Here is a 17736-nt window from a genome sequence, read left to right as displayed (position 1 = left end):
AGACCGAAGCGACCATGCCGACAGGGGCACCGCCCGCAGCCGCAACCGACAGCAGACTGGAACGCATGTTCGAGCTGGCGTCACGCGGCACCAATGTGCGCACGGAAGTGCTGGCGGGCATCACCACCTTCCTCACCATGGCCTATATCGTGCTGGTCAATCCCGCGATTCTGGGCGCGGCGGGCATGCCCATCGCGGCGGTGGCGGCGGCGACCTGCTTTGCGGCGGCCTTCGCCTCGATCCTGATGGGTTTCACCAGCAATACTCCGCTGGCCATGGCGCCGGGGATGGGCCTCAACGCCTATTTCTCCTTCACCGTGGTGCAGCAGATGGGCGTGCCCTGGCAGACGGCGCTGGGCTGTGTATTTGTTTCGGGTATCGCGTTTTTCCTGCTGACGCTGACCGGCATTCGCCAGCTGATCGTTTCGGCCATCCCGAACTATCTGTTCGCAGCCGTCGCGGGCGGCATTGGCCTGTTCATCGGCTTCATCGGCTTCAAGGACGCAGGCATCATCGTTGCCAATCCGGCGACCTTCGTGGCGCTGGGCGATCTGAAGGAACCGGGCGCGGCGCTCGCCATTTTCGGCCTGCTGCTGATCGCGGCGCTGTCGGTCTGGAACGTGAAGGGCGCGATGCTGATCGGCATCGTCGCCACCACCGTATTGGGCTGGGCGTTCGGCATGGTGACGATCAACCCCGAACCCTATTCGCTGGAAGCGATGACCGCCACGATCTTCCAGCTGGACCTTGGCAGCGTGTTCGGTTTCGACGGCGCGGCGGGGCTGGGCATTGTCGAGATCATCTTCGTGTTCCTCTTCGTCGACCTGTTCGACAATATCGGCACTTTGGTCGCGGTGACGAAGCGCGCCGGGCTGATGACCCCCGACGGCAAGATCCCGCGCCTCAACCGCATCCTCTTTACCGATGCGACCGCGACAGTCGTGGGTTCTATGGCGGGCACCAGCACGGTGACCAGCTATGTCGAAAGCGCCGCCGGTGTGCAGGCGGGCGGGCGCACGGGGCTCACGGCCATCGTGACGGGCGTGCTCTTCCTCGCCATGATGTTCGTTGCGCCTTATGCGCAGCTTATTCCGCTGTCGGCGACGGCGCCTGCGCTGATCATCGTGGGCGGGCTGATGCTGCTGCCGCTGGCAGAGGTGGAGTGGGAAGATCCGCTCTCGGCCATCCCGGCGTTCCTGACCGTGGCGATGATCCCGCTGACGTTTTCGATCGCGAACGGGCTGGCCTTTGGCATCACGGCGCATGCGCTGCTGAAGCTGGTACGCGGCACGATTACCAGGACGGACTGGTTCCTGCTGGTGCTCGCCGCATTGTTCGTGATCCGCTTCGTCTGGATGGGAGCCGCCTGATGCGCGCCTTGACCCTGCTTGCCCCGCTGGCACTGGCGCTTGGCACGGCCACGCCTGCCCTGGCAAATCACCATGCGGCCAGCGAGGCCGGCGCAAAGCTGGATGCCACGCCGCGAACCGTGGTGATGACCGCGTTCTCTCCTGAATGGGACGCGCTTGCCCCAGCCGTGCAGGAGCCGACCGAATATGCGATCAACGGGCTCAAATTCCTTACCGGCACGCTCGAAGGCAAGCCGATCATATTGATGACCAGCGGGGTGAGCATGGTGAACGCTGCCATGAACACCCAGCTTGTCATCGACCGTTTCAACGTTTCGCGCATCGTGTTTTCGGGGATCGCGGGCGGGGTCGATCCCGATCTTTCCATCGGCGATGTCATCGTGGCCGAGGACTGGGCGCAATATCTCGAAGTGTCCTTTGCGCGACAGACTGCGGACGGGTGGAAGGTGCCCGAGCCGGTTGACGACATCGCGCCGCCAAACTGGGGCATGATGTTCCCGCGCGGCGTGCGCGTGGGCAATGCCGAGGAAGCACCGACGCGGCAGTACCGCATGGCGGTCGATCCGGACCTGCTGGCCGTGGCGCGCGAGGTCGCAGCGGATACGGCGCTCAAACGCTGCCTTGAAAAGCCTACCCAAGAAAACGGTGACTGCCTGAACGAGGAACCCAGGATCGTCGTCGGCGGCACCGGGGTCAGCGCGGGCGTGTTTGCGGACAACAAGGAATTCCGCGAATATCTGCAGACCGCGTGGAATGCCCGCGTGCTCGACATGGAAAGTGCAGCCGTGGTGCAGGTCGCTTATGCGAACCGCGTGCCCACCATCGCGTTCCGCAGCCTGTCCGACCTTGCCGGCGGGGACGAGGGCGAAAACCAGATGGAAACCTTCATGGCGCTGGCGTCGGTCAATTCCGCCCATGTCGTGCGCGCATTCCTTGCCGATCTGCCTGATTGAGGAGCTGAAGCGATGGAAACCGTCCAAGGCACGCATGGCATCTGCACCGCCCCGCATCACCTGGCGGCGCAGGCGGGCTGCGACGTGCTGGCCGATGGCGGCACGGCGGTAGAGGCGAGCGTCGCCATCGCGGCCACGCTGGCGGTGGTCTATCCGCATATGACGGGGATCGGCGGCGACGGGTTCTGGCTGGTGCGCGAACCAGATGGGCGCATCCATTCCGTCAATGGCTGCGGCGGCGCGGCGGCTGCGGCGGATCTCGCGCTTTATGCCGGGCACGACTTGGTGCCTAGCCGTGGGCCGCTGGCGGCGAACACGGTGGCTGGCACGATTTCCGCATGGGAAGCGGTGCTGGCCAGCGGCACGGGAACGCTGCCCCTCTCGCGCCTTTTGCGCGATGCCATCGCCCATGCCGAAAGCGGCGTGACGGTGACGGCTGGCGGCGCTGGCATCGCCGAGGGCAAGGGCGGCGAATTGCGCGTCCAGCCGGGTGCCTATGCCGCGAATTTCGAACCCGAAGGCCGCCCCCTTCGCGAAGGCGATACGCTGCGCCAGCCTGCGCTGGCCGCAACCTTGCGCGCTCTGGCGGAGGATGGGCTGGACGGGTTCTATACCGGCGCACTGGCCGAGAAGATTGCTGCCGACCTGGCGGAACTGGGTAGCCCGGTCGCCGCGGCCGATCTCGCCATGCACAAAGCCACGACTTGCCCGCCGCTGACGGTGCCGATCACCGGCGCGCGGCTCTATAATTCGGTACCGCCGACGCAGGGCTTTGCCTCGCTCCTTATCCTCGCTCTGTTCGACCGGCTGACCGCTGACGAGGCTGATGGCTTCGCCCATGTCCACGGGCTGGTGGAGGCGACGAAGCAGGCGTTTTTGTTGCGCGACGCGCATGTCGGCGACCTTGCCCATACCGATTACGATTTTCAGGGGCTGCTGGATGATCCCGCAGCGCTGGATGCGCTGGCGGCGCAGATCGATCCGGCCAAGGCGCTGGCATGGCCGCAGCCTTCGCAATGGGGCGATACATGCTGGTTCGCAGCCGCCGATGGCGAGGGGCGCGTGGTGTCCGCGATCCAGTCGACCTATCACGAATTCGGTTCGGGATTGGTGCTGCCGCAAACGGGCATCACCTGGCAAAACCGGGGCAGTTCGTTCCGGCTGGCCGCAGACGGTTGGAACGCGCTGAAGCCGGGGCGCAAGCCGTTTCATACGCTGAACCCGGCGCTGGCGGTGTTCGATGACGGCCGCGTGATGGCCTATGGCACCATGGGCGGCGAAGGCCAGCCGCAGACGCAGGCGGCGATCTTCACCCGCTATGCGCGATATGGGCAGGATCTGCAGGCAGCGATCAGCGCGCCGCGCTGGCTCTTGGGTCGGACATGGGGTGAGCAGTCGACATCCTTGAAGCTGGAAGACGGTTTCGCGCCCGAGCTTTACGCCGGGCTGGCCGTGGCAGGGCATGAGGTCGAGCGTATCGGCCCGCTGACCGCGACCATGGGCCATGCGGGCGCAATCGTGCGTCTGGCCGACGGCACCTTCATCGGCGCCAGCGATCCGCGCAGCGACGGGGCGGCAATCGCATGGTGAGCGCGGAGATAATGCATGGCGGCAAGCGCGCCGTCGACCGGTGCGACCTCCTCGGCGTCGCACCGTTCTCCGACATGGAGGGCGGGCTATATCGCGGCTATCTGACGCCTGCATATGACGCGGCGCTGCGCGAAGTGGGCGGCTGGATGCAGGAAGCGGGCATGCTTGTCCGCCGCGATCCCGCGGCCAATCTCGTCGGGCGGTACGAGGGCACCACGCCCGGCGCGCCCGCACTGATGATTGCCAGTCATATCGATAGCGTGCGCGATGGCGGGCATTACGACGGGCCGCTGGGCATCATGCTCGGCATCGAATGCGTCGCAGCGCTGCACGGCGCAGGCAAGCGCATGCCTTTCGCGATCGAGGTCTATGCCTTTGGAGACGAGGAAGGATCGCGCTTTCCCGCCGCCATGCTGACCAGCCGGGCGGTTGCAGGGACGCTGGATCGGCAAGCGCTGGAAATAGCCGACCGCGCAGGCGTGGCGCTGGCCGACAGCGGTGTCGATACGGCAAGCTATCTGGATGCGGCGCGCAGGCCGGAAGAATTAATCGCCTATCTCGAAGCGCATATCGAGCAGGGGCCGGTGCTGGAAGCCGACGGCCTTGCCGTGGGCACGGTGACCGGGATCGCCGCCCAGCTCCGCTACAGGATCGAGGTGCGCGGCATGGCCGGACACGCAGGGACCACGGCGATGCGTCTGCGCCGCGATGCGTTGGCGGGCGCTGCGGCCATGGTGCTGGCCGTCGAGCAGGCGGCGCGGCATGACGATGGCGATGCGGTCGCCACCGTCGGCGTGCTTGAGGCGAAACCCGGCGCGGCGAATGTCATTCCCGGTGCGGTCAGCTTTACCGTCGACGTGCGTTCCGGCGACGAAGACCGCCGCGACCGCGTGGCGCAGGAGATTCTTGCCCGACTGGCCGAAATCGCCGCCGCGCGCGAACTGGAATGCGACATCGAGCGGATCCACGACCTGCCCGCCAGCCCCTGCGATGCCGGGTTGATGGAACTGATGGATGCCGCGCTTGAGGATGCGGGCCAGCCTGTCCGCCGCCTTGTTTCGGGCGCGGGGCACGATGCAATGAACCTTGCCGCGATTTGCCCCACCGCCATGCTTTTCATCCGCTGCACCGACGGCATCAGCCATAATCCGGCCGAACATGTCACGGCCGAGGATACTGCCATCGCGCTGGCCGTGATGTTGCGCTTTATCGAACGTCTGGGAGAGACCTGTGTCTGAACTCGATCCGCTGCTGTTCGGAGAGATCGATCCGCCCCAGCGCCTGTTGATGGGCCCCGGCCCGATCAACGCGCACCCACGCGTGCTGCGCGCGATGAGCGCGGACCTGCTGGGCCAGTTCGACCCGGAAATGACCGGATTCATGAACCAGGTCATGGCGCTCTATCGCCCCGTTTTCGGGACTGAGAACAAATGGACCATGCTGGTCGACGGCACCGCGCGTTCCGCGATCGAGGCTTCGCTTGTCAGCCTCGTCACGCCGGGCGACACGGTGCTGGTGGTGAACTTCGGTCGTTTCGGGCTGCTCCTGATCGAGATCCTGCAGCGCATCGGCGCGAAAATCGAAACGGTGGAAGCACCATGGGGCGAGACCGTGCCGATGGAGGCAATCGCCGAGGCCCTTGCCCGCACCGGCGCAAAAGTCGTCGCCACCGTGCATGGCGATACCTCGACCACCATGGCGCAGCCGCTGGAGGGGCTGGGCGAATTGTGCCGCGCAGCCGGTGCATACAGCTATGTCGATGCGACCGCGACCATCGGCGGCATGGAGATTGCCGCCGACCGCTGGGGCGTGGACGTGGTGACGGGCGGTCTGCAGAAATGCCTTGGCGGGCCGTCGGGCAGCGCGCCGATCACGATTTCGGACCGCGCGGCGGAGCTGATCTTTTCGCGCCGCCATGTCGAGAAGGGGATCGTGCGCGACGATATCGCCGACGGGCAGGGTCCGCGCATTGGCTCCAACTATTTCGATCTCGCCATGATCATGGATTACTGGTCCGAAAAGCGCCTCAACCACCATACCGAGGCGACCTCCATGCTCTATGCCGCGCGCGAATGTGCGCGGGTTGCTCTGGGTGAGGGGCTGCAGACGCGATTTACGCGCCATGCCGAGGCGGGCCGCGCGATGACGGCGGGGCTGCGCGCCATGGGGCTGACCGTGTTCGGGGCCGACGCCACGCGCATGACCAATGTGACGGGCGTCTACATCCCCGATGGCGTCGATGGCGAAGCCGTGCGCACCGCCATGCGCACCCAATTCGAGATCGAGATCGGCACCGCTTTCGGTCCGCTCGCCGGGCGCATCTGGCGGCTGGGCGCGATGGGTTACAATGCCCAGAAGCACAAGGTGCTGATCACTTTGGGCGCGCTGGAAGTGTGCCTGCGGATGCAGGGCTTTGCGCTGCCGCTGGGTGAGGCTGTGCCCGCTGCGATGCAGGCGTGGGATGCGGCATGAGCCAGCCCCGCGATCTCGTCGGCTATGGCGCCCATCCGCCGGAGCCGAACTGGCCCAATGGCGCGCGCGTCGCCGTGCAGTTCGTCATCAATTACGAGGAGGGGGCCGAGAACTCCGTCCTCAATGGCGACAAGGGGTCGGAGGCTTTCCTTTCCGAAATGGTCGGCGCGGGCAGCCATCCCGACCGGGCCATGGCGATGGAGAGCCTCTATGAATATGGCAGCCGCGCCGGGTTCTGGCGGCTGCACCGGATCTTTACCGAACGCGGCTTGCCACTGACTGTGTTCGGCGTAGCCAAGGCGATGGAGATGAACCCCGAAGCCGTCGCCGCGATGAAAGCCGCCGACTGGGAAATCGCCAGCCACGGCCTTCGTTGGATCGATTACCAATATGTGCCCGAGGAGGTCGAGCGCGCCCATATCGCAGAGGCTATCGCGCTCCACGAGAAGCTGACCGGCAGCCGTCCGCTGGGCTGGTATCAGGGGCGCACCTCTCCCAACACGGCGCGGCTGGTGGCAGAGGAGGGGGGCTTCCTCTATGATGCCGATAGCTATGCCGACGATCTGCCCTATTGGGACGATAAGTACCACAGGCCGCAGCTGGTCGTGCCCTATACGCTCGACGTCAATGACATGAAGATCGTTGCGCTGAACGGCTTTACCGAGGGCGAGCAGTTCTTCCGCCATATGCGCGACACGTTCGACCAGCTGGTCGAGGAGGGCGGGCGCATGATGAGTATCGGCCTGCATGGCCGGATCGCCGGCAAACCGGCGCGCGCCCGCTGGGTGGCGCGCTTCCTCGACCATGTGATGGAAAGCGAAGAGGCGTGGGTCGCCCGCCGCGAAGACATCGCCCGCCACTGGATCCAGCATCATCCCTACACAGGAGACGCCGCATGACCATCGACGACCCCGAATTGCTCGCCGAGATGAAGGCTGCCTTCATGGAATATGAGCGCGCGCTGATGGAAGACGACGTGGAGGCGATGGACCAGCTGTTCCACGATGCCCCCACCACCAACCGCTATGGCGTGGGTGAGGTGCTGTACGGGATTGAGGAGATCCGCGAATTTCGCAAAGGGCGCGGCGGTTCGCCGCAGCGTAAGTTGGGCAAGGTGGCGATCACCGTTTACGGCGACAGATACGCCACCGCCGATGCCGAATTCTTCCGCGAAAACAGTGACCGGCGTGGCCGCCAGACGCAGGCATGGGTAAAGTTTCCGGACGGCTGGAAGGTCGTTTCCGCGCATGTCAGCCTTGAGGGCAGCACCCACTGATGGCGCAGACAGAAGCCATTTTCGAACACAGCCCATGGGTGGAAGAGCGTGCCGATGCGCGGGCCTCTTCCGGGGACCGCCATGCCGATCTGATGGCGGTGGTGCATGACGCTGCGCCCGAAGAGCAGCTGGCACTGATCCGCGCGCACCCGGAACTTGCTGGCAAGGCTGCGGTCGACAAGACGCTCACCTCCGCCAGCGCGGCGGAGCAGGCGAGTGCGGGCCTCGACCGGCTGACCGAGGCGGAGTTCGCGCGGTTTCATGCGCTCAATACCGCCTATCGCGAGAAATTCGGGTTTCCTTTCATCATCTGCGTCCGCCTGACCGACAAGGCGGGCATCCTTGCCGCGATGCAGGCGCGGCTTGCCAACGACCGCGAGACAGAGATCGCCACTGCCATCGAGCAGATCGGCGAAATCGTGCGCCTGCGGCTTCAGGACATGAATTCATGAGCACGCTTTCCACCCACGTCCTCGACACGATGCACGGCACGCCCGCATCAGGCATGACCGTCGTGCTGTCCGGCCCCGATGGAGAGATCGCGCGCAGCCACACCAACAGCGACGGGCGCTGCCCCGATCTTGTATCCGGCCCATTGCCAAGCGGCCATTACAGCCTCGCCTTTGCAGTCGCGGCCTATTTCCGGGCGCACAAGGTGGAATTGCCCGATCCGCCGTTTCTTGACGTGGTGACCATCGATTTCGGCATCGCGACCGACGGCAAGGACGGGCATTACCATGTCCCGCTGCTGGTCTCGCCGTGGTCCTATTCGACCTATCGGGGCAGCTGATGCAGATCGACTTCCTTGAATGGCTGAACCTCGCCGTGCGCTGGCTGCATCTGACAGCCGGCATCGCGTGGATCGGGGCGTCCTTTTACTTCGTCTGGCTCGACAACAGCCTTGAAAAAGCGCCCGCCGATGCGGAAGCCGCGGGCGTTTCCGGCCATCTCTGGTCCGTCCATGGGGGCGGGTTCTACCATAATGAGAAATACCCTGTCGGGCCGGAGCAAATGCCAAAGCACCTGCACTGGTTCAAATGGGAAGCCTATGTCACCTGGCTATCGGGTTTCTCGATGCTGGTGCTGGTCTATTACATCGGCGCGCGCAGCTTCCTGATCGACCCGTCGAAGGCGAATCTTGCTGTCGACGATGCGACTGCGCTGGGCATCAGTTCGCTGATCGTCAGCTGGCTGTTCTATCATCTCGTCTGCAAATCGCCCTTGGGGCGCGATCCGCGAGTGATGGGAGCGATCTGGTTCGCCTATCTGGTGGGCGCGGCGGCGTTTCTGGAAAGCGTGTTCAATTCGCGCGGGGCCTATCTGCATATTGGTGCGATCATCGGCACGGCCATGGTCGGCAATGTCTTCTTCGTCATCATCCCGAACCAGAAAAAGGTCGTCGCCGCCCTGCGCGCGGGCGAGCCCATCGACCCGAAGCTGGGGGCAGAGGGCAAGCAGCGGTCGGTGCACAATAACTACATGACGCTGCCGGTGCTGTTCATCATGATCAGCCATCATTACCCGATGACCTATGGCGCTGACCGGCCATGGCTTGTGCTGGCGCTTTTGGGCGCGACGGGGATCGCGGTGCGCCATGTGTTCAACGTTCGGCACCACGACGGCAAGACCGGCAAGTGGATCGCGCTGGCCGTGGTGCTGGCGCTGGCCAGCGTCACCTATGTTTCGATGGAGAAGGCGGGTGCGAAGCCGGCTGCCCCGGTCGCGCAGGCCAATACGCTGAATTATGCGAGCATAAAGCCGATCATGCAGAAGCACTGCACCGAATGTCACGCCGCCGCGCCGACCAGCGATCTTTTCAGCGAACCGCCATTGGGGCTGAAGCTGGAGACCTATGCCGAAGTCCACGCCGCCCGCGACAAGGTAAAGGCGATGGCGGTCGACAGCGATGTCATGCCGCTGGGCAATATGACCGGCATGACCGAGGAAGAACGCGCCACGCTGGGCGCATGGATCGCGAAAGGAGCGCCCGAATGAGCGTGACCTTTACCCTTGATGGCGAGACGATTACGCTGGACGCGGTCGATCCGACCGGCACCGTGCTTGATTATCTGCGCTATCGCTTGCGCCGCACCGGCACCAAGGAAGGCTGCGCCGAGGGCGATTGCGGCGCGTGCACCGTGCTGGTGGGATCGCTGAATGGTGAGGCTATCGCATGGCGAGCGGTCAATGCCTGCATCATGTTCCTGCCCATGCTGCATGGCAAGGCGCTGATGACGGTGGAAAGCCTCGCCCCGCGCGGCCAGCTGAACGAATTACAGCAATGCATGGCAGCCAACGGCAGCTCGCAATGCGGGTTCTGCACGCCGGGTTTCGTGATGAGCCTGCATGGCCGCGCCATTGGTGCCGCCGGCAGCGATCTGCCGGTCGAAGACGTGATCGCTGGAAACCTGTGCCGTTGCACCGGCTATGGCCCGATCATCGAGGCGGGGGAGACGGTGGCTGAAATCGCGCAGGACGATGCGGCCGCCGTGGCCGCCCTGCAGGCGATGGCGGCTGGCAGCGCGTCGGGCGAATGGGGAAACCGCCGCTGGTTCGCGCCGCGCACGGCGGATGAGCTGGCCGAGCTGTTGGCGCAATATCCGGATGCGCGCATGGTCGCGGGCGCTACCGATGTGGGGCTCTGGGTAACGAAGGGGCTGAAGAATCTTGATACGGTGATCTTCGTCGGCGATGTCGCGGATCTGTCGGGGATCGAGGAAACCGCCGAGGGGCTGACCATTGGCGCTGCCGTGCGTCATGCCGATGCGCATGGCGCGCTGGGGCGGCTGCATGGCGATGTCGATGAACTCTGGCGCAGGTTTGCGGGTCTGCAGGTGCGCAATGCCGGGACCGTGGGCGGCAATATCGCCAACGGATCGCCCATCGGTGACGGGCCGCCGGTGCTGATCGCGCTGGGCGCGACGCTCAATCTGCGCAGCAAGTCGGGTACGCGGTCGATGCCGCTGGAGGATTACTTTCTCGATTACGGCAAGCAGGATCGAAGGCCGGGCGAATTCGTCGAGAGCGTTTTCGTGCCACGTCCCGGCCCCGATGCGGCGATCCACATCGCCAAGCTTTCACGCCGGTTCGACAGCGATATTTCCGCCGTGTGCGGAGCGTTCATGCTGCAGGTCGCAGGCGGCACCATCGCCTCTGCCCGCGTGGCATTCGGCGGCATGGCGGCGACCCCGCGGCGGGCAAGCGCCTGCGAAGCGGCATTGACGGGGCAACCTTTCACAGAGGCGACCATCGAGGCGGCAGCCAGGGCGCTGGAGGGCGACTTCGAGCCGCTGACCGACGTGCGCGGCAGCAGCGATTACCGCGTGACATCGGCCTGCAACCTGCTGCGCCGTTTGTGGCTGCGCGAACAGGGTGAAACAATCTCCGTGCTGGAGGATCTCGATGGCTGATCGCGACGCAGCATGGGCGGCGATGATCAAGCCCGCGCACCCGCATGACAGCGCGCATCTGCATGTCAGCGGAGCGGCCTATTACGCCGATGACGTGACCGAACCCGATGGAATGCTGCACCTGGCTTTCGGCCAGTCGAGCGAGGCGCATGCCCATATCACCGCCATGGACCTTTCCGCCGTGCGAGAGGCCGAGGGCGTGCTCCATGTTTTCACGGCGGAGGATATTCCGGCATCGAACAATGTCGGCCCCGTGGCCAAGGACGACCGCCTGCTGGCCGATGGGGTGGTGGTTAGCCAGGGGCAGCCGATCTTCCTTGTCGCCGCGACCAGCCAGAAGCTGGCGCGCAAGGCGGCGCGGCTGGCCAAGGTGGAATATGAAAAGCTCCCCGCCTTTATCACGGCGGAAGCTGCGCGCGAGCATCAGAACCTGATCGAGCCGACACAGCACATGCGCCGGGGCGATGCCAAGGCGGCTCTCGATGCTGCGCAGCATCGGTTGTCGGGCAGTTTTTCGATGGGCGGACAGGAACAGTTCTATCTGGAAGGCCAGATCGCGGTGGCGACACCGATGGAGGATGGACAGGTCCATATATTGTCCTCCACCCAGCACCCGTCCGAAATTCAGCACCTCGTCGCCGACATGCTCGACCTGACCAGCGCCGACGTGACGGTAGAGGTCCGCCGCATGGGCGGTGCGTTCGGGGGCAAGGAAACGCAGGCGGCCCTGTTCGCCGCGGCCGCAGCATTGGTCGCGGCGAAGACCGGCAAGCCAGCCAAATTCCGCGCCGACCGCGACGATGACATGGTGATGACGGGCAAGCGCCATCCCTTCGACGTGCGATACGAGGTCGGCTTTGACGACACCGGTCTGCTTAATGCGCTGTCGCTCTTCCTGTCATCGCCCTGCGGCGCGACGGTCGACCTGTCGCCCGCCATCAATGACCGTGCGATGTTCCATGCGGACAATTGCTACTTCCTACCCGATGTAGAGATCATTTCCGAACGTCTGCGCACCAATACCGTCTCTGCTACCGCGTTCCGTGGTTTCGGCGGGCCGCAGGGCATGCTGGCCATCGAACGCATCGTCGACGACATCGCCGTGCATCTCGGTCTCGACCCGCTGGAGGTGCGGCTGGCGAATCTTTACGTGCCGGGCCGCGATGTTACGCCCTATGCGATGAAGGTCGCGGATAATATCGCGCCCGAAATGATCGCCCGGCTGCGCAAAACGGCGCGTTATGACGAGCGCAGCAAAGCGGTCGACGCGTTCAATGCCAAGAACCGCGTCATCAAGAAAGGCATTGCGCTGACGCCGGTGAAATTCGGCATCAGCTTCACCACCACCCATCTCAATCAGGCTGGCGCATTGGTGCATGTCTATGCCGACGGTTCGATCCAGCTGAACCATGGCGGGACCGAGATGGGGCAGGGCGTTTATGTCAAGGTCGCGCAGGTCGTGGCCGATGTCTTCAATGTACCCATCGAAACCGTGCGCATCACCGCGACCCGCACCGACAAGGTGCCCAACACGAGCGCCACGGCGGCGAGTTCGGGTGCGGACCTGAACGGCATGGCGGCGCATGAAGCGGCGATGGCAATTCGCGACAGGCTTACCGCGTTTCTTGCGCGCAGCCATGATTGCGCGCCCGAAGAGGTGCGCTACACCCCCGAAGGCGTCATGGTCGCAGGCGGATTGATGAGCTTCGGACAGGCGGCCCGCTCGGCGCATATCGGGCGGGTTTCGCTGTCCTCGACCGGCTTTTATGCCACCCCCGACATCGCCTATGACCGTGAAGCGCATAAGGGTCGGCCTTTCTATTATTTCGCCTATGGCGCAGCGGTGTCCGAAGTCGCCATCGACACGCTGACCGGAGAGCACAAGGTGCTGGCCGTCGACATCCTGCATGACGTGGGCCGTTCGCTGAACCCGGCCATCGACCGGGGCCAGATCGAGGGTGGTTTCGTGCAGGGGCAAGGCTGGCTGACGACAGAAGAGCTGGTCTGGGACGATGACGGGCATCTCCTCACCCACAGCCCCGCGACCTACAAGATCCCGACCGCGTCAGACCGCGCGAAACACATGACTATCGAACTGTGGGACGGCGAGAATGTCGAGCCGACCATCAACCGCTCGAAAGCAGTGGGCGAGCCGCCCTTCATGCTGGCGATCTCGGTCTTTTCAGCCATCGGGCGGGCCATCGCCGCGACCAATCCCGAAAAGCGCGCGATCCCGCCATTGAACGCCCCCACCACGCCCGAGGCGATCCTGAAAGCGATCAAGGGGCACGCATGAGCGCATGGGTGCAATGGCTGCGCGGCATGGGCGAAACGCCGACCGCAATGATATCGGTGCTGGCCGCAGAGGGCAGCGCGCCGCGCGGCGCGGGCACGCGCATGCTGGTTACGGCGGAGGGGCAAAAGGGCACCATCGGCGGCGGGCAGCTGGAGTTTCGCGCCATCGAACAGGCGCGCGCGATCCTTGGCCTGCCGGTGGGCGCATGGCGGGTGCAGGATTATCCGCTGGGGCCGCTGCTGGGCCAATGCTGCGGCGGCCGCGTGCGGCTGCTGGTCGAGCATGTCGATCCCGCCGCGCTGGGCTGGGCGGTAGAGGCCGAGCCGGGGCGCATGCTGGAAACCGTGCTGGAGGCCGATGCCGTCACCCGGCGCATCCATGAACGCGAAACCGCCACCCGCCAATCCGCACGCGGGGACCGGCCCGGCGAAGGCGCGCGCTTTATCGAGCCGGTGGGTGAGGTTCCGCGCCCCGTCTATCTGTTCGGCGCGGGCCATGTCGGGCAGGCGATTGCGCGCCACATCACCGGCCTCCCGCTGCAATTGGCATGGTTCGACACGCGAGAGGAACAGGGGCACATCGACGGTGTCACCATCATGCCGGTCGAGGAAATCGCAGGCTGCATTGCCGAAGCGCCCGAAGATGCCGCGATCCTGATCCTGACGCATGACCATCCATTGGATTACGCGCTCACGCTCGCCGCGCTTCAGCGTGATCCGGTGGCCTTTATCGGCCTGATCGGATCGTCGACAAAGATCGCCCGCTTCCGCTCCCGCCTGATCGGCGATGGCGTGCCCGAAGAGGCGCTTTCCCGCCTGACCGCGCCCATCGGCGTGCCGGGGGTTAAGGGCAAGGAACCCGATGTCATCGCTATCGCCGTCATTGCGCAGCTCCTGCAATTGAGGGGCCAATAGTCATGGGAAAAATACGCGCCTTTCGCGGTGAGATCCTTTCGGTCGGCACCGACCCGCGCGGCGATGCCCAGGCCGTGCGGCACGAGGATGACGGCCTGCTGGTGGTCGAAGACGGCATTATCGTCGCGCGCGGGGCCTATGCCGATCTGGGGGAGCAGTTCTCTGATGTGCCGGTGCAGGAGATCGCGGGCCTGATCGTGCCCGGCTTTATCGACGCGCATGTGCATTACCCACAGACCGACCGCATCGCCAGCCATGGCGAGCAATTGCTGGACTGGCTGGACCGGCACATATTTCCGGCGGAAAAGGCTTTCGTCGATCGGGCCTATGGCGATGAGGTCGCAGCCTTCTTCCTTGGCGAATTGCTGCGGAACGGCACCACCAGCGCGCTGGTCTATCCCACGGTGCACGAACAATCGGTCGATGCGCTGTTCGAAGCGGCTCTGGCACGCAACATGCGGATGGTGTCGGGCAAGGTATTGATGGATCTTGGCCCCGATGGGCTGCGCGACACGCCCGAAACCGCAAGGGGTGAAAGCGATGCGCTGATCCGCCGCTGGCGCGGGCGCGGGCGGCTGGGATACGCGGTTACCCCGCGTTTCATCCTGACCTCCAGTGACGAACAGCTGCATGTGACTGCCGGATTGCTGACCGATCATCCAGACGCGCTGCTGCACACCCATCTGGCCGAGAATTTGCACGAATGCGCCGCCGTGGCCGAGCGTTTTCCCGAAGCGGCCGATTACCTCGACGCCTATGACCGTTTCGGGCTCGTCACGGATCGATCGGTCTTCGCGCATGGCATCCATCTGAACGACAGGGCCTGCACGCGGCTGCATGAAAGCGGAGCGGGCATCGCGGTGTGCCCCAGTTCGAACCTGTTCCTCGGCTCTGGCCACTTCAATTTCGGGCAGGCGGACCGGCACGGGGTAAGGCTGGGGCTTGGCACCGATGTCGGAGCGGGAACGTCGTTTTCCATGCTCCATACCTCCGGCCTTGCCTATCAGGCGGCCTTGATGCGGGAGGACCGGCTCGACCCTTTCCGCGCATTGTGGCTGGCGACGGCGGGCAGCGCCGCGCTGATGCATATCGAGGATCGCGTCGGCGCGTTGGCTGAGGGGCAGGAGGCGGATTTCACCGTGCTGGACGCTGCGTCAACGCCGCTGCTCGCACGCCGCACCGCGGGCGCCACCCTTGCCGAGCGGCTCTTCGCTCTCCAGATCCTGGGGGACGACCGCGCCATCGCGGCCACCTATATCATGGGCGAATGCGCATGGCGCCGCCCCGAAAATTCCGACCATCGGAGAACAAATTGACCGTAACCGACGATTTCATCCGCGGGCTGCCCAAGGCCGAACTCCACCTCCATATCGAAGGCAGCCTTGAGCCTGAGCTGATGTTCGAGCTGTCGAAGCGCAACGGGATCGACATCCCCTATGCCAGCGTGGAGGAGGTGAAGGCGGCTTATGATTTCAGCCGTCTGCAGGACTTCCTCGACATCTATTACGCGGGCGCGAACGTGCTGCAGACCCGCGCCGATTTCCACGACATGGCGATGGCCTATTTCCGCCGCGCTGCCGCTGACGGGGTGATCCATGCGGAACTGATGTTCGACCCCCAGACCCACACCGATCGCGGCATCGCCTTCGAAGAGGTGATCGAGGGTCTGCTGTCGGCGCGGAAACAGGCCGAGGAAGAGCTGGGCATGTCGAGCCTGCTTATCCTGTGCTTCCTGCGCCACCTTTCGGAAGAGGCGGCGTTCGAGACATTGAAGATGGCCGAGCCTTGGATCGAGCATATCACCGCCGTCGGGCTCGACAGTTCGGAAGTGGGGCACCCGCCGATCAAATTCGCGCAGGTTTTTGCCGCGGCAAAGGAAAAGGGGCTCAAGATCACCGCCCACGCGGGTGAGGAAGGGCCGCCCGAATATGTCTGGCAGGCGCTCGATCAGCTGCATGTCGACCGCATCGACCACGGCAATCGCGCGCTGGAGGACGAAAAGCTGACCGAGCGGCTGGGAGAGGAGCAGATGACGCTGACGGTGTGTCCGCTCTCCAATCTCAAGCTTTGCGTCATCGACGATATCAAGGACCACCCCATCGACCGCATGCTGGAGGCGGGGCTGAAGGCGACACTGAATAGCGACGATCCGGCCTATTTCGGCGGCTATGTCGGCGATAATTACCGGGCCGTCGTCGATGCGCGGGGGCTGAGCCGCGACGATGTGATCGCCTTGGCGCGCAACAGCTTTACCGGCTCGTTCCTGCCTGCGGACAAGGCGGCGGCTCTGGTCGCAAAGCTTGACGCATATTTGGCGGCGCAGCCGTGATGCGCTCCTGGCGGCGGCTCCTCGCGGTTCTGGCTCTGGCCTTCATGGCCACAGGCGCGCAGGCGCAGGAAAGGCCCAAGATCATCATCGATGACGAGGGCTTTGCCCTGATGCACCTGATGCTGATCGAAAGCGACAAGGTCGATGTCGTTGGCCTGACCAGCGTATCGGGCAATGTCTGGGCCAATCGCGCCACCGCCATGCAGCTGAAAGGCCTTGAGATCACGCAGGACGAAGAGATCCCCGTCGCCGAAGGCGCGACCTTCCCCCTCGTCAATACAGAGGCGATGACCGACCGGTGGGAAGCGCTGTACGGCAAGCTCACCTGGAAGGGCGCGTGGATGAAGGAATGGGTCGAGCCGACGGTGCAGTCGACGCCCGCCTATTACGGCCCGCATGATCCGGTGGAGCTGCCCGGCGGCAATGCGAAATTGAAAAAATCGGACGAGATCGCGGCCAATTTCCTGATCCGCATGGTGCGCGAAAACCCGCACCAGATCACCATCGTTGCTTGCGGTCCGCTGACCAATCTGGCGCTGGCGCAAAGGCTGGACCCTGAATTCGCGTCGCTGGTGAAGGAGCTGGTCTATATGGGCGGCTCGCTCAATCCGCGGCAGGTGCTGGACAATGTCTCCGCCGATGAATTCGCGCGCGAATTCGTCAATTCGCCGCGCCGCGAATTCAACGCCCGTTTCGATCCCGAGGCCGCCAGCATCGTCTCACGCGCGCCATGGCCGAAACTGGTGATGATCCCGTCCGATCCGTCGACCGGCGCGCAGCTCACGCCCGAACTGATCGCGCGCATGGCAAAGGTCGCCACGCCAGAGGTCGCCGAATTCATCTCCGGCATGGAGACTGGCTTTCCGATGTGGGACGAGATCGCCGCCGCCTATGTCCTCGACCCGTCGCTGGAGACCGAGGGCGACGATCTTTATGTCGATTACAACACCCAGTTCGGGCCGGGCTATGGCGATACGCTGAGCTGGCGCGAACATTACCAGCCGGGGCTGGGCGAGCAAAAGGCGCATGTCGTGCGCGCCATCGATGCGCAAAAGCTGGAAGCGATGATGGTGGAAGCCATGGCCGAAGGTAATACGGCGGCTCGCTAATGCGCTGGCGGGCGGTA

16 protein-coding genes are annotated in these 17736 nt (G+C 64.6%); all 16 read left to right on the top strand.

The window, feature by feature from the left end; genetic code table 11:
• Positions 1-14: 14 nt before the first annotated feature.
• From A9D13_RS12530 to A9D13_RS12455, 16 genes are read left to right on the top strand one after another with little or no spacing between them, the layout of a single operon-like run.
• Positions 15-1370, top strand: a complete 1356-nt coding sequence (locus A9D13_RS12530) for an NCS2 family permease (protein WP_066774648.1) — start codon at positions 15-17, stop codon at positions 1368-1370.
• Positions 1370-2323: a 5'-methylthioadenosine/S-adenosylhomocysteine nucleosidase gene (locus A9D13_RS12525; protein ID WP_082922375.1), complete on the top strand. Its 954-nt coding sequence runs from the start codon at positions 1370-1372 to the stop codon at positions 2321-2323. The genes A9D13_RS12530 and A9D13_RS12525 overlap by 1 nt, the downstream gene beginning before the upstream one ends.
• A 12-nt stretch (positions 2324-2335) precedes the next feature.
• Positions 2336-3913 carry a gamma-glutamyltransferase family protein gene (locus A9D13_RS12520; protein WP_066774271.1) on the top strand — a complete coding sequence of 526 codons (1578 nt, stop codon included), beginning with the start codon at positions 2336-2338 and terminating at the stop codon, positions 3911-3913.
• A complete protein-coding gene (locus A9D13_RS12515; RefSeq protein ID WP_066774269.1) occupies positions 3907-5151 on the top strand; it encodes an allantoate amidohydrolase in 1245 nt (414 codons plus the stop codon). Before A9D13_RS12520 ends, A9D13_RS12515 begins: the two co-directional genes overlap by 7 nt.
• A gap of 49 nt (positions 5152-5200) precedes the next feature.
• On the top strand, positions 5201-6385 hold the full coding sequence (locus A9D13_RS12510; protein ID WP_082922413.1) for a pyridoxal-phosphate-dependent aminotransferase family protein: 1185 nt from the start codon (positions 5201-5203) through the stop codon (positions 6383-6385).
• A complete protein-coding gene (gene puuE, locus A9D13_RS12505) occupies positions 6382-7284 on the top strand; it encodes an allantoinase PuuE (RefSeq protein ID WP_066774265.1) in 903 nt (300 codons plus the stop codon). Before A9D13_RS12510 ends, puuE begins: the two co-directional genes overlap by 4 nt.
• Positions 7281-7661, top strand: a complete 381-nt coding sequence (hpxZ, locus tag A9D13_RS12500; protein ID WP_066774264.1) for an oxalurate catabolism protein HpxZ — start codon at positions 7281-7283, stop codon at positions 7659-7661. The genes puuE and hpxZ overlap by 4 nt, the downstream gene beginning before the upstream one ends.
• Positions 7661-8113: a 2-oxo-4-hydroxy-4-carboxy-5-ureidoimidazoline decarboxylase gene (gene uraD / locus A9D13_RS12495; RefSeq protein ID WP_066774262.1), complete on the top strand. Its 453-nt coding sequence runs from the start codon at positions 7661-7663 to the stop codon at positions 8111-8113. The genes hpxZ and uraD overlap by 1 nt, the downstream gene beginning before the upstream one ends.
• Entirely contained in the window at positions 8110-8451 is a 342-nt protein-coding gene (uraH, locus tag A9D13_RS12490) for a hydroxyisourate hydrolase (protein ID WP_066774260.1), read from the top strand. Before uraD ends, uraH begins: the two co-directional genes overlap by 4 nt.
• A complete protein-coding gene (locus tag A9D13_RS12485) occupies positions 8451-9656 on the top strand; it encodes a urate hydroxylase PuuD (protein WP_066774258.1) in 1206 nt (401 codons plus the stop codon). The genes uraH and A9D13_RS12485 overlap by 1 nt, the downstream gene beginning before the upstream one ends.
• Entirely contained in the window at positions 9653-11071 is a 1419-nt protein-coding gene (xdhA, locus tag A9D13_RS12480; protein WP_066774256.1) for a xanthine dehydrogenase small subunit, read from the top strand. The genes A9D13_RS12485 and xdhA overlap by 4 nt, the downstream gene beginning before the upstream one ends.
• The gene (xdhB, locus tag A9D13_RS12475) at positions 11064-13367 is read left to right on the top strand and encodes a xanthine dehydrogenase molybdopterin binding subunit (RefSeq protein ID WP_066774254.1); all 2304 of its coding nucleotides are present in this window, start codon (positions 11064-11066) and stop codon (positions 13365-13367) included. Before xdhA ends, xdhB begins: the two co-directional genes overlap by 8 nt.
• Entirely contained in the window at positions 13364-14281 is a 918-nt protein-coding gene (xdhC, locus tag A9D13_RS12470) for a xanthine dehydrogenase accessory protein XdhC (protein ID WP_066774249.1), read from the top strand. Before xdhB ends, xdhC begins: the two co-directional genes overlap by 4 nt.
• Positions 14282-14283: 2 nt before the next feature.
• The gene (gene guaD / locus A9D13_RS12465) at positions 14284-15597 is read left to right on the top strand and encodes a guanine deaminase (RefSeq protein ID WP_066774248.1); all 1314 of its coding nucleotides are present in this window, start codon (positions 14284-14286) and stop codon (positions 15595-15597) included.
• Positions 15594-16610 (top strand): adenosine deaminase, encoded by a 1017-nt coding sequence (locus A9D13_RS12460; RefSeq protein ID WP_066774247.1) that lies wholly within the window; start codon positions 15594-15596, stop codon positions 16608-16610. The genes guaD and A9D13_RS12460 overlap by 4 nt, the downstream gene beginning before the upstream one ends.
• Positions 16610-17719 carry a nucleoside hydrolase gene (locus A9D13_RS12455; RefSeq protein WP_066774246.1) on the top strand — a complete coding sequence of 370 codons (1110 nt, stop codon included), beginning with the start codon at positions 16610-16612 and terminating at the stop codon, positions 17717-17719. Before A9D13_RS12460 ends, A9D13_RS12455 begins: the two co-directional genes overlap by 1 nt.
• Positions 17720-17736 lie beyond the last annotated feature (17 nt).

The organism is Croceicoccus mobilis (assembly GCF_001661965.1).
In the GTDB taxonomy this organism is placed as follows: Bacteria; Pseudomonadota; Alphaproteobacteria; order Sphingomonadales; family Sphingomonadaceae; genus Croceicoccus; species Croceicoccus mobilis.
The sequence above is the reverse complement of the archived record's forward strand: the minus strand, read 5'-3'. Positions and strand labels throughout refer to the sequence as shown.